Annotated in this window: 15 protein-coding genes; 6 read left to right on the top strand and 9 right to left on the bottom strand. The window is 44.0% G+C overall.

The features are described 5' to 3' along the window. The first annotated feature begins 102 nt into the window (after positions 1–102). Complete coding sequence (locus tag ACIGG7_RS20095; RefSeq protein WP_224945445.1) at positions 103–1,608, top strand: leucyl aminopeptidase; 1,506 nt, start codon at positions 103–105, stop codon at positions 1,606–1,608. A gap of 438 nt (positions 1,609–2,046) precedes the next feature. Here ACIGG7_RS20095 and ACIGG7_RS20090 read toward each other — a convergent pair whose 3' ends face one another. Then, the gene (locus ACIGG7_RS20090; RefSeq protein ID WP_397550836.1) at positions 2,047–2,223 is read right to left on the bottom strand and encodes a hypothetical protein; all 177 of its coding nucleotides are present in this window, start codon (positions 2,221–2,223) and stop codon (positions 2,047–2,049) included. A gap of 153 nt (positions 2,224–2,376) precedes the next feature. Here ACIGG7_RS20090 and ACIGG7_RS20085 point away from each other — a divergent pair, with 153 nt between their 5' ends. Then, positions 2,377–3,693, top strand: coding sequence for a Na+/H+ antiporter family protein (locus tag ACIGG7_RS20085; RefSeq protein WP_397550835.1), 1,317 nt, complete (start codon positions 2,377–2,379; stop codon positions 3,691–3,693). Between the two features lie 39 nt (positions 3,694–3,732). On the opposite strand, the gene ACIGG7_RS20080 is transcribed toward ACIGG7_RS20085, so the two are convergent. Further along, entirely contained in the window at positions 3,733–4,119 is a 387-nt protein-coding gene (locus ACIGG7_RS20080) for a YuzC family spore coat inner layer protein (protein WP_397550834.1), read from the bottom strand. Between the two features lie 169 nt (positions 4,120–4,288). Between ACIGG7_RS20080 and ACIGG7_RS20075 the strand changes: the two genes are divergently transcribed. Both ACIGG7_RS20075 and ACIGG7_RS20070 read left to right on the top strand, forming a co-directional pair. Beyond that, positions 4,289–4,672 (top strand): PaaI family thioesterase, encoded by a 384-nt coding sequence (locus ACIGG7_RS20075; protein WP_224945440.1) that lies wholly within the window; start codon positions 4,289–4,291, stop codon positions 4,670–4,672. 69 nt (positions 4,673–4,741) lie between these two features. Further along, positions 4,742–5,110 carry a DUF2188 domain-containing protein gene (locus tag ACIGG7_RS20070; RefSeq protein ID WP_397550833.1) on the top strand — a complete coding sequence of 123 codons (369 nt, stop codon included), beginning with the start codon at positions 4,742–4,744 and terminating at the stop codon, positions 5,108–5,110. 52 nt (positions 5,111–5,162) lie between these two features. On the opposite strand, the gene mnhG is transcribed toward ACIGG7_RS20070, so the two are convergent. From mnhG to ACIGG7_RS20035, 7 genes are read right to left on the bottom strand one after another with little or no spacing between them, the layout of a single operon-like run. Then, entirely contained in the window at positions 5,163–5,528 is a 366-nt protein-coding gene (mnhG, locus tag ACIGG7_RS20065) for a monovalent cation/H(+) antiporter subunit G (protein WP_224945430.1), read from the bottom strand. Beyond that, a complete protein-coding gene (locus ACIGG7_RS20060) occupies positions 5,512–5,796 on the bottom strand; it encodes a Na(+)/H(+) antiporter subunit F1 (protein WP_224945428.1) in 285 nt (94 codons plus the stop codon). Before ACIGG7_RS20060 ends, mnhG begins: the two co-directional genes overlap by 17 nt. Continuing rightward, a complete protein-coding gene (locus ACIGG7_RS20055; protein ID WP_224945426.1) occupies positions 5,796–6,272 on the bottom strand; it encodes a Na+/H+ antiporter subunit E in 477 nt (158 codons plus the stop codon). Before ACIGG7_RS20055 ends, ACIGG7_RS20060 begins: the two co-directional genes overlap by 1 nt. 6 nt (positions 6,273–6,278) lie before the next feature. Then, a complete protein-coding gene (locus ACIGG7_RS20050; RefSeq protein WP_397550832.1) occupies positions 6,279–7,760 on the bottom strand; it encodes a Na+/H+ antiporter subunit D in 1,482 nt (493 codons plus the stop codon). Further along, on the bottom strand, positions 7,753–8,094 hold the full coding sequence (locus tag ACIGG7_RS20045) for a Na(+)/H(+) antiporter subunit C (protein WP_224945422.1): 342 nt from the start codon (positions 8,092–8,094) through the stop codon (positions 7,753–7,755). The genes ACIGG7_RS20050 and ACIGG7_RS20045 overlap by 8 nt, the downstream gene beginning before the upstream one ends. Continuing rightward, positions 8,094–8,528 (bottom strand): Na(+)/H(+) antiporter subunit B, encoded by a 435-nt coding sequence (locus tag ACIGG7_RS20040; protein WP_224945420.1) that lies wholly within the window; start codon positions 8,526–8,528, stop codon positions 8,094–8,096. Before ACIGG7_RS20040 ends, ACIGG7_RS20045 begins: the two co-directional genes overlap by 1 nt. Further along, a complete protein-coding gene (locus ACIGG7_RS20035) occupies positions 8,525–10,930 on the bottom strand; it encodes a Na+/H+ antiporter subunit A (protein WP_224945418.1) in 2,406 nt (801 codons plus the stop codon). The genes ACIGG7_RS20040 and ACIGG7_RS20035 overlap by 4 nt, the downstream gene beginning before the upstream one ends. A gap of 305 nt (positions 10,931–11,235) precedes the next feature. Here ACIGG7_RS20035 and ACIGG7_RS20030 point away from each other — a divergent pair, with 305 nt between their 5' ends. Both ACIGG7_RS20030 and ACIGG7_RS20025 read left to right on the top strand, forming a co-directional pair. Then, positions 11,236–11,493, top strand: coding sequence for a hypothetical protein (locus tag ACIGG7_RS20030; protein ID WP_224945417.1), 258 nt, complete (start codon positions 11,236–11,238; stop codon positions 11,491–11,493). 161 nt (positions 11,494–11,654) lie between these two features. Next, positions 11,655–12,230 (top strand): DUF5366 family protein, encoded by a 576-nt coding sequence (locus tag ACIGG7_RS20025; protein ID WP_224945415.1) that lies wholly within the window; start codon positions 11,655–11,657, stop codon positions 12,228–12,230. The last annotated feature ends 300 nt before the right edge of the window (positions 12,231–12,530 follow it).

Genomic DNA, 12,530 nt, shown 5'->3' with positions numbered 1-12,530 from the left:
CATACCCTGTTTACCCCTGGTTTAACTTTGAGAGGCGGATTGTTAGAAAGTCGAAATAATTGGACATCTCCGTTATAATAGTGATTGGAGGTGTCGGTTAACATGAAATTTTCAATTAATCAAAATGACGTAAAGACAGCAAATGGGGAATGCCTGATCGTAGGTGTATACAATCAGCCAACATTTGAAGGAGAGCTGAAAGAACTTGATCACACATTCGAGGGTTATCTTACCCACCTGGTGAAAGATGGAGATATTTCTTCTAAGCACAAGAAAGTGTCAAAGATACATACATTTGGAAAACTAGGAACAAAAAGAGTATTATTCGTAGGGCTTGGAAAACAAAAAGAGCTTACGTTCGATCTCTTGAAAGAAGCATTGGGGACAGCGTCCAAGTCCTTAAAGAATATGAAAGTGTCTTCCTTTTCAGTGGCACTTGACACATTTGTTTCGGAGGAAATGGTGGCGACAGATATTGCCCACGCATTCATGGAAGCCTTTACGATGTCTACCTATGAATTCCACGGCTACAAAAAGAAATCGAATGAACCGGAAGTACATGTAGAGGAGATTGAATTCTTTACAAAAGGAGATTCCAAAGAAGTAGAAACGGCTCTATCCATCGGTTCTGCCTTTGGAAACGGAGTGAACTCTGCCCGTACGCTTGTGAATACTCCTGGCAATCTATTAACCTCTACTAAATTAGCAGAGTATGCACTTGAGTTGGCTGAGAAATACAGCTTTGAAGTGGAAATTCTGGACAAAGAAGAGATGGAACACCTCGGAATGGGCGCACTTCTTGCTGTAAACCAAGGATCTGTGGAACCACCGAAGATGATCGTCCTGAAATATAACGGGAAAGACGAATGGAAGGATGTCATCGGTTTAGTGGGAAAAGGGATCACATTCGATACAGGCGGTTACTCGCTTAAGCCGAAGGATGGAATCGTCGGAATGAAGACAGATATGGGCGGCGCGGCGGCTGTTCTCGGTGCTATGGAAATCATCGGTGAAATCAAACCGGAACAAAACGTGGTAGCCGTCATCCCATCTACGGATAATATGGTGAGCGGTGCTGCATTCAAGCCGGACGATGTGATTACATCCATGAGCGGTAAAACCATTGAAGTATTAAATACCGACGCAGAGGGGCGTTTGGCGCTTGCTGACGGAATGACCTATGCGAAGCATCAAGGTGCAAACTACTTAGTGGACGTCGCCACATTAACCGGAGGAGTCATCGTAGCCCTTGGGGAAGATAAAACAGGTGCCCTTACAAACAATGAAGCATTCTTCGAACAGGTGTTGGAAGCTTCAGGTGAATCCGGAGAATATATTTGGCAGCTGCCTTATACGGAAAATGATAAAAAACGTGTAAGGGGAAGTGATATTGCCGACTTGAATAACTCACCGGGTCGTGCAGGACACGCCATCATGGGCGGAGCATTTGTCGGAGAGTTTGCAGAAGGTTTGCCGTGGGTGCATCTTGATATCGCGGGAACGGCAACTACGAAGGGGAGTCATGATCTTGGCCCTTCAGGTGCAACAGGAGTCATGGCCAGAACGTTGGCACTGTTGGTTGAACGCTTCGAGCCTTTAGAAAAATAAACACGAGTGGAGAGTCTTTTTTCAGTGCCTGAGTCGTAGGGGGGCACTGGAAGGAGGCTTTTTTTGTTGGGGACTGATAGGTAGGGGGAATGAGTAGGAGGAATGGAAGAGGTGGATATTTAGGTAATAAATGGTAAAAGACGCATAAAACAAAAAAGTGACGCAAAAACGTTTGATAATGACGCAAAAAATGAAAAAATGACGCAAATACGTTTAATAATGACGCAATAATTGAAAAAGCGACGCAATCCCCCAAAATGCAGTGAATACTAAATTCAAGTATTGGACGCAAAAGAAGGATAGCTCGCAATAGTTGAACGCAATGAGACCCCGAACGATAAAGGATCAGACGTTTATGATCCTAATCCAACCGAAATGTACAAGAATCCGGCCGTTTTCAGTCATAATCCAGCTGATTTGATGAAAAATCCGGCCGAATTAAATAGGAATCCAGCCAATATTTGAAAATATCCAGCCGACTAACATTTGTTGGAAATCCAATCCAATCCAATCCAATCCAATCCAATCCAATCCAATCCAATCCAATCCAATCCAATCCAATCCAATCCCTCTAAACAACCTCATCCCCTCCTCTCTCATGACAAAAGTTCCCACTCCATCTTTCCTCCTACTAAAGTATTGACAAACTCTCTTTATCTTGTTAAAGTTGAAATCGTGATTTTATTACTCTACCAATTTAGCGAACTAAAGCAAATGCGAATGCAAATAGCAAATCGATATATTGAGTAATTTGAGGAGGAAGTAGTTATGAACGCAGTTGTTATAGCGGTTCTTGTCATGCTGGTACTGAGTCTGGTACGGGTGAACGTTGTATTCGCCCTGATCACTGGAGCGTTAGTCGGTGGACTTACCGGAGGAATGGGATTGAATGAGACGATATCCGTCTTTTCTGAAGGAATCAGCGGCGGGGCAAGTATTGCATTAAGTTATGCCTTGCTGGGTGGATTTGCAGTGGCGATTTCCTATACGGGAATACCCAATCTTCTTGTTGACTGGGTATTGAAAGTCGTTGGGAAAAAAGGAGATTCAAGAAAAACAGCCCTTTCGAAAGCACTTATTGTTATTTCTATCTTAATCATGGCTTGTTTTTCACAGAATGTGATTCCGATTCACATCGCGTTTATCCCGATTCTGATTCCACCTTTATTAAAGGTAATGACGGAGTTACGAATTGATAGAAGGTTAATCGCATCGGTGATTACGTTTGGATTAACGGCACCTTATATCCTGCTTCCTGTAGGATTTGGCTTGCAATTCCATGAAATCATCGCCCAAAACATGGCAGCGAGCGGAATGGAGGTCAATTTGAGTGATATTCCGAAAGCGATGCTCCTTCCTGTAGGCGGGATGGTGATCGGATTGCTGATTGCCGTGTTTGTGAGTTACCGTAAACCGAGAGACTATAGTGAAGCTGAAGAAGTGGTGGCAGAGGAAAAGGTTGTTTACAATAAAAGAGCAATGGTATTTGCTCTCATTTCCATCGTAGTGGCCTTATACGTCCAGCTTCAGCTAGAATCGATGATCTTCGGGGCACTCGCTGGTATTGCCGTTCTGTATATTTCAGGGTCTGTTAAATGGAAAGAGGCAGATGGTTTACTGAATGAAGGAATGAAGATGATGGCCTTTATCGGCTTTGTCATGATAACGGCATCAGGTTTTGCGGCAGTGGTGACGGAAACAGGAGATGTAGAAACTTTGGTGAAGGCAACTGCTGACGTCATTGGAGGCAATCAGGCTTTGGCCGCTCTTATCATGCTGGTGGTTGGGCTTCTTGTGACAATGGGGATCGGTTCTTCATTTGCGACGATCCCAATCATCGCAGCCATTTTCGTACCGCTTGCCATGGAGCTTGGGTTCAGCCCACTTGCAACGATTGCCATTGTTGGGACGGCAGGCGCACTTGGTGATGCAGGATCACCTGCTTCAGACAGTACGCTTGGACCGACAGCCGGATTAAATGCCGATGGGCAGCATAATCACATTTGGGATACATGTGTCCCAACCTTTTTACACTATAATATTCCTCTGATCCTATTCGGTTGGATCGCAGCGATCATTTTATAAGAGAAAGAAGCAAGGGCTTTTGCCCTTGCTTCTTTTCTTTTACATCCATCGGACGATGACGATCAAATGGCAGCAATCGACTTGACCAAGCTTTTCATCAAATACAAGACGGATCCCGTCCGGGTTGAACGAAACAATCGGCTGTACCTTTGTACCGATGGATTGAAGTAGTTTATGTACTTCAGGTAAGTTCGACTGCTGTGCTGCGTTCATGAATTTTGATGAAAACTCTTTGGAGGTATTGATTTTTTGGAGTACCATCTGGGCATCACCCATTAAGCTTAATGTTTTACCTGCCGACGACATGAATGTCTCGGTTTCCACAGGAGGAAAGGTCCGGTTATATGAGAAAATGGGTTGTGCCCTGGAATGGATGGGTGAGTAGGGGCGCTGCACAGGCGGATAAAAAGGATGATACCGATACATAACATAAACCCCCTTTTATTAAAATGCTCTAAGGATATGTATGACAATACGTAACGGATTATTCGTGTAATGAAAGGATGGCGCAGAGTAAAAGGAAAGGAAAAATAAAGGATTTTCAGACACTTTCTAGAACAAATAGTAGAGAACAATATGTTATGAGGTGATCCAGGTGAATACAGAGAATACATTAATCAGTGCGTTAGGAATTGAATTTGTAGAATTGGGTAATGGAAAAGTCGTTGCGACGATGCCGGTGAATGAAAACACAAGGCAGCCGTTCGGTTTCCTTCACGGCGGTGCTTCGGTGGCCCTGGCAGAAACGGTGGCAAGTGTAGGGGCGGTCCAATTGATCGATCTTGATAAAGAAATTTGCTTTGGGCTTGAGATTAATGCGAATCATATTAAGGCGAAGCGGGAAGGTCTTGTTACAGCGACCGGTACAGTCATGCATCAGGGAAGAACCACGATGGTGTGGGATATTAAGATCACAGATGAGGAAGAACAATTAATCTGTGTATCTCGATGCACGATGGCGGTTGTTCCAAAACGATAGAAAAACAGGTTTAAATAGTGAAAAAATGGGAAATCAACTACTAATCAAACAATTAGGAGGCCAATATTCATGAGTTGGACTAAAAATGATTACCCTGATTCACTGAAGAACCTGCCTGTTGACGTAAGGAATAAAGCGATAGAAATCGCCAATGCCCTTCTTGATGAAGGCTATCAAGAGGGGAGGGCGATTGCCATTGCTACTGATCAGGCTCATAAATCCGAAGAGGGAGGCACTGGCGAAAAAACCGAGTATCACGTCACCCCTCATGATGACGGCTGGCAGTTGAAGAAGGCAGACGGAAAGAGAGCCATCCTGGTGGAGAATACAAAGGAGAAGCTTCTTTCCAAAGCGAAGGACTATGTAACGGATCACTCCGGTACCCTGGTTGTTCACAAGCAGGATGGAAGCGTCGAAAATCACTTATATCAACAATAGTCATTAAAAAAGGCTTGCCCCCATATCGTGAGGGCAAGCCTTTTTCATTTGGTTAAGTTGAACTGTTCTGACGCTCGTATTCTTCTTTATCCTTTAGATCATCCCGAACACTTTTGTCCCAAAGCTTAACGCCTGAATTGTACGCCGCCCGTGAAATAAGGTGTCCGGCAACTGGGGCCGTGACGAAGATGAAGATGATGGCAAGGATCAGTCTTGAATTGAAATGTCCGTGCTCGAGATAGAAATAAAGGAAAGTCGCAAGCAGGATCGACATGACCCCAAGCGTCGCACTTTTAGAAGCGGCATGGTTCCGCGTATATACATCCGGAAGTCTCAATAAGCCAAAGGCCGTGACCAGGCTTAGAAATCCTCCGATGATCAGGAAGAATCCGATGAAAAATCTAATGATCTCGCTCACGTTCGATGATCTCCCCTTTCTCTAAGAACTTTGAAAAGGCCACAGTCCCGAGGAAAGCCAGTATCCCAAGAAGCAGGATCACTTCGAGGAATGCGTACGTATCAAGCATCATGGAAACGAGAGCGATGATGGCAATCAGGTTGATCCCGATTGCATCCAGTGCCACCACCCTGTCCGGGGTCGTGGGACCTTTCACCACTCTGTATACGAGTCCGAGCATGGACAGGGAGACGCATAGTAATGTGAGTTGAAAAATTAGATGTAACATTAGCGGCTCACCTCCATGATGGCTTTCTCGAATGAATCTTTAATCTCATTGATGGCTTCATCTACATCAGGAATATCGATGGCATGTACATAGAGGATCTTGTTGTCATATGAAACATCCATGACGAGTGTGCCCGGTGTCAATGTAATAAGATTTGCTAATAACGTAATTTCCCAATCGGTTTTCAGTTCTGTCGGTAAAGCGAAAATACCCGGTTGGAAGTCCATCTTCGGTTTTAAGATGGTTTTTAAAACCGCAATGTTCGCCAGGATCAGCTCCTTCATAAACAAGAAGAATAAACTGATCACGGCAGCCACCCTCAGTAAGTAAAAGCGGGAACTGAAAAATCTTCTGAATGCAAAGATAACAAGCAATCCTAGTAAAAAGCCAATAATGAATGACTGAGAAGTAAAGGATACCGAAAGAAACATCCAGACAAAGGCCATGAAAAAGTTTAATAATATTTGAAAAGCCATTCTACATTACTCCTTTAACACTGCGTCTATATAGAGATCCGGGTTCACCAGTACTTCGGTTGCCTGTGAGAAGAGAGGTCGCATTGCTTCAGCACCCAGGCCATAACATACAGCCAGTACAACCAGTATGGTTGAAGTCATCCATAAATATCGTGCGTCGCCTTTTGAGGCCCCTGTGTATTCCTTCGGGCTTCCCCAAATGCCATTCAGGAAGATCTTTATGACAGAGTAGAGTACCAATAGACTTGAGGCGAGAACGACTCCTGCGCCTACATAGGCCTCTGCTGCAAAGCTTCCACGCAATATCAACAGTTTGCCGATAAAGCCGCTTAAAGGCGGGATGCCGGCAAGTGAGAATGCAGCGACGAGGAATGTCCACCCGAGCCAAGGGTAGTTCTTGATCAATCCGCCCATTTTCTTTAAGTCGGCTGTGCCGGTTATGGCAATCATTACACCAACGAGAAGGAAAAGTGCGGCTTTGATGATCATGTCATGGATAAGGTAGTAAATCGATCCCTCTAACGCTTCGGGGTTCATCGTAGATACCCCGAACAAGATGACCCCAACTGCAATGATGATGTTATAGATGATGATCTTTTTAACATCCCAGTAAGCAATCGCTCCGATACAGCCGAGTACGATGGTTAGAATGGCCAGCATGCTCAGGATCTCATGTGTGAATCCAGTATCATGATAGAAGAACAATGTGTATGTTCGTAGAATCGAATAAATCCCGACTTTTGTAAGCAGGGCTCCAAATAATGCAAGCACCGGTGTCGGTGGTGCATAGTATGAGCCGGGCAGCCAAAAGTACAGAGGAAAGATCGCACCTTTGAGACCGAAGACCAGTAGGAAAAGGATGGCGATGGCGGTCAGAATCCCCGGCTGATCGACTTGGGCTATTTTCCTTGAGATATCCGCCATATTCAGCGTTCCAACGACGGAATACAAGTAGGCAACGGTAATGACGAATAATGCGGAAGAAATGACATTCACGAGAATGTATTTAATCCCTTCACGCAGCTGTGCCTTCGTTCCACCCAGGACCAACAGGACATAAGAACTCATCAACATCACTTCGAAAAAGACGAAAAGGTTGAATATATCCCCTGTGGTAAAGGCCCCGTTTACTCCTACGAGGAGAAATTGAACGACGGGATAGTAATAGAACCTTTCCCGTTCAACTCCAATAGATTTAAACGAATAGAGCAGGACAACAAGCGTGATGATGCTTGTCGTCGTCACGAGCAATGCCGAAAGCATATCGGAAACCAGTGTGATTCCAAACGGCGCAGCCCAGCTCCCCAGGTTTACCGTCTGAATTCCTTCCTGATGTACCGTATTGATCAGAACTACAGATGTTGCGACGGTTATCAATGTAGATACGGCCGAAACCCCACGTTGTACTTTCACATATTTACTTATAAACATTAAAATAATCGCCGTGAATAACGGGATTAGAATCGGTAGAATTAATAAGTTAGTCATTTCCTTCGTTACCTCTCATCTGATCCATATTATCCGTGCCAAGCTCTTGATATGCCCGATAAGCGAGAACAAGGAAGAACGCTGTCACTCCAAAGCTAATAACGATAGCCGTTAAAATTAATGCTTGTGGTAATGGATCTACATATGATTTAGCGTGTTCCCCGAGTAGAGGTGCAGCTCCTCCTTTGAGACCACTCACAGAAAGGATTAATAAATGGGCACCGTGGCTTAATAGAGCTGTCCCGATGATGATCCGGAGTAAGCTCTTGGATAACATTAAGTATACGGCGCTTGTGAACAGAACTCCGACGACAACGGCCATGATGATTTCCATTATTCACTCACCCCAATCGTTTGAATAATGGTCATCGTGACACCGATGACAACCAAGTACACACCTGTATCAAAAAGCACGGCTGTGTGCAGTGATGTCTTCCCTAAAAGGGGAAGGTGAAAATAATCGTATGCGTGCGTGAGGAAAGGGACATCAAATAGCAAAGCCCCTGCCCCAGTAGCCACAGAGAATAACAGACCGATTGCCGTGATGATCTTGTAATCCACCGGTAAAATGGTGGCAACAGTCTTGATATCATAGGCCAGTAAAAGTAACACAATGGCCCCCGATGTCATCAAGCCCCCGATGAATCCTCCCCCCGGGGTGTAGTGACCCGAGAAGAAGAGCCTCAATGAGAACAGGATGATGATGAATGCGACCACATTGGTTACGGTCTGCAGGATGACATCATTCGTTTTTACTTTTGTTTTCATCCTTCATCCCTCCTTGTAAGGCGCAATTTAATCATTGAGAAAATGCCGAGTGCCGCAATGGCAAGGACGCAAATTTCAAACATTGTATCAAACCCACGGAAGTCTACGAGGATGACGTTGACCATGTTCTCCCCGCCGGCTTTATCATGGGTATTTTCAATATAGTATTTCGAAATGGATTCAAACAGTTTCGAACTGTAGGAAGAGATGGCGAATAAAGCAACGACCAATCCTACCCCGATCGAAATCAAAGCATTTCCAAGTTTAAACCGCATCCGCTCTTCGTGCCTGCTTAATTGAGGCAGGTGATAGAAACAAAGCAAGAATAATGCCACCGACACGGTTTCAATGACAAGCTGTGTCAGCGCAAGGTCCGGTGCACGGAATAAAACAAAGAATAGTGAAACCGTGTATCCCGCAGCTCCAAGTGAAATGATCGATGTTAAACGTGATTTCGCGAACAGAATGGTGACAGAACTAATCACGAGAAGTAGAGCGATCGCAATTTCATAGACACCGACAGGAGACAGGTCTTTCGTCTCGATGGCAAATGCACCTTTGAACCACATGGCAAATAGCGAGATAGCAATCAAAAACGAGAAGATGTATACGAGATACGTACGGATGAATCCTGTCATATAGCCGCTTGTGAAGTTCTTGGCACCACGTTCGCTCCTGATTAACCCTCCATCATAGAAGGAATTCAGCGTAAAGCGTTCCGGGATCCATGTGTATACCTTTTTCCAAGATGGAAGCAGGAGATATAACAGGACTCCAAAGAGAATAACACCAAAGGTCATGAATAACTCGGGTGTAAATCCATGCCAGAATGAGATATGCGTTTCGACTGCATGTCCCTCCTGAATCAGGCTTGGTGTAATGGCAGCCACTGCCGGCTCAATGATGCGCTCTGACAGGATATTTGGAAAGAACCCGAAGATGACGACGAGTGAAGCCAAAATGATTGGTGAAATCAACATACCAAGAGGGGCTTCATGCGGTTTCTTCTCGAGCTTCTCCGGCTGGTGCTTCCCGGTAAAGGTCTTGAATACCAGAAGCATGCTGTATATAAATGTGAACACACTTCCTACCCATGCAAGGAGCGGGAAGATCATGCCGAATGTATCCAGGTTGAAAATATCCATTTCAAGGACTCTAACCATTCCTGTAAAGAACATTTCCTTGGATAGGAACCCGTTGAATGGCGGAAGGCCTGCCATGGAGAATGCTCCGATGATGGCTATGGTGAATGTGATAGGCATGAAGTTCATCAACCCGCCAAGCTTCCGGATATCACGGGTGCCCGTTTCATGATCAATGATCCCGACGACCATGAATAAACTTCCCTTAAACGTCGCGTGGTTGATTAAATGAAATACAGCGGCGAGTGTAGCCACCATATAAATGTTTTCATCCAGCTGTGTGTAGTGAAGAGCTGCCGCTCCTACCCCCAACAGGGACATGATGAGACCAAGTTGACTGACGGTTGAGAAGGCAAGGATACCTTTCAGGTCCGTTTGTTTCACGGCATTGAAAGAACCCCAGAATAAAGTAAAGATCCCGACTCCTCCAACAAGCCATAACCATACGCTTGATTCGGCGAAAACCGGGCTCAAGCGGGCAACTAAATAAATCCCTGCTTTTACCATGGTGGCAGAGTGCAGATATGCACTGACCGGTGTCGGTGCTTCCATGGCATCCGGCAGCCAGATGTGAAACGGGAACTGGGCGGATTTCGTGAAAGCTCCCAGTAGAACGAGCAGCAACGCAGGGAGGAATAGTGCCTGCGTCATCAGCTGATCAGCTTGTACAACTAATTCCCTGATGCTGAAGGTCCCACCCATAAGGTAGAGAAGCAGGAATCCTCCAAGCATGCTCAATCCGCCAAATACCGTAATGAGCATGGATTTTTGTGCTCCGTAACGTGAACGCTCACGATGATACCAGTAACCGATCAATAAGAATGAAGAAATGGACGTGAATTCCCAGAACATATAAAGAACGATCAAGTTGTCAGATAAAACAACACCCAGCATCGCTCCCATGAACATCATTAAGTACACATAAAAGTTATGTAATTGCTCCTTCTTTTTATCTAAGTAATAAATCGAGTAAAGGACAACCAGTGAACCGATTCCCGTGATGAGCATGGCAAAAAGTAAACCAAGGCCGTCCACGTAAGCAATGAAGTTGATCCCGAAGGAAGGCATCCACTCCAAGGTTTCCTTAACAGTATCCCCATTTCTCGTTATGGGAATAAATTGAAAAAAATACGTAAATAAAGCTACCGGCAACAACAGTACGAACCAGCCGGTGTGCACATTCCGGAATGCTTTATAAAGAAACGGAATGAGTATGGCAAATAAAAAAGGCGATACAATTGCCCAATGTAGTAAAGTCATTTAAAACCCCCCTCATATAAAATTCATTTATTGTTAGGCATGGTCTCTATGTCAACCTTGTTCATTATATGACAACATTCTACATAACCTCGACCGAAGCTGAACCTCAAAGAGCATTATAACGTAAAAAATAAATGCTTGCATTACTCAGCATCCCATCCATATCACAACTTTCAAGAAGTATTAAATATGAAGAGAGGCGGAAATGAAGACTGAAAAATTTGTTGGATTTTCTCTTTTAAATTGGACACTTACAGAATAGTTTCGGTCAAATTGGAGAATCCTATCCATAAGGTGGTGAAGTTATGAAAAAGAAAACAGTAGCGGTTACGACCATATTTTTTGCTTTTTTTGGCTTTGCGTGGATGGTGGAAACCGAAGACCGATTCAATCGTGGATTTATTGAATCCGAAGATCCGACGAGCATGAACATCACGCCGGTTCAATATGGTGAAACAGAAGAAGTGGAAGAAGAGTTGAAGAAAGAACCTGTCCGTGGAAGACAACCATTTGGGTCCAGGGAATATATCAGAGTTGTTCCACATTCCAACATTCATCAATGAAGCTGTCCTTTCTTTGATTTCAGAAGGGGCAGTTTTTTATTTGTAAACGGCTGGATAGATAGGCATTTTGTCATCGTTCCTTCTGTTTCTATACCCTTTTCAAGATACCCATAAACGATTATGATGAGAGTGGATGTAGAATCGTAATGGGAGAGTTTTGAGTGAAAAATACATATTTAACAAGTTATTTACCCCTTTTTTCAATATTATTGTTCAGCCTTACATTTTCCGTATACGGTGTGGAGGTATTTGTAGACATATTTAAAAAGATTGGTGTTTATCCCGGAATGAGGGAGTTTTTATCTGATATCCAACTTAAGCTAGCTATCCTGATTCTGTTAATGGTCGCGTTTTTCATGGTGTTTGCCGCTTTGAAGCTGATTGCAGAGACCATTAATGGTGTATCGATGCTGTTTTTTGCCACAGATTCTGATGGTCAATTGTATAATCTTGTTCGTTCAGGATCCATGATTTATTTCATCGGGGGCCTTGTGTCTGTTGTAAGCCTGAAGTCCTTCCTGGGCCTTCTCGTCATCTTTGCAGTTAGTTCAATCGCTTATTTTATTTATTTTGTTTATAAAATAAGTCCGTCCCTCTCTAAATGGGGGATATTCGGAGTAGTGAGTTTGCAAGTATTCTCATGGTCATCGTTATTTTTGACGATTTTCTTCGTATTTCTAAAGCTATATAACGGAGTGATGGCCAGCTTGCCGATTATGTCAAAGGTGAAATTATAATGGAAATAGAATCAGAGACAAAAGTGTCTTAATCATAGAAAAATCCGAACGATCATTCGAAATTCTTTTGTGAAAATCGAAATCGTTCGGATTTTTTATTGCGAAAACATATGTCATGAATATAGCTGGTTCTAGCTGTTGATTGGAGTGCAAGACAAAGACTCCTACGGGAAAAGCGGAATAGGTGAGACCCCACAGGAGCGTCATGAGCTGCACCCCTATTGTTGGACACACCAACCAACAATAGGAGGTGCCCGCACCAATGGCCAAGTTTACACAGGAACATAAACTTTACGTTGC

The organism is Rossellomorea sp. NPDC077527 (genome assembly GCF_044542955.1).
GTDB lineage: Bacteria > Bacillota > Bacilli > Bacillales > Bacillaceae_B > Rossellomorea > Rossellomorea aquimaris_E.
The sequence above is the reverse complement of the archived record's forward strand: the minus strand, read 5'-3'. Positions and strand labels throughout refer to the sequence as shown.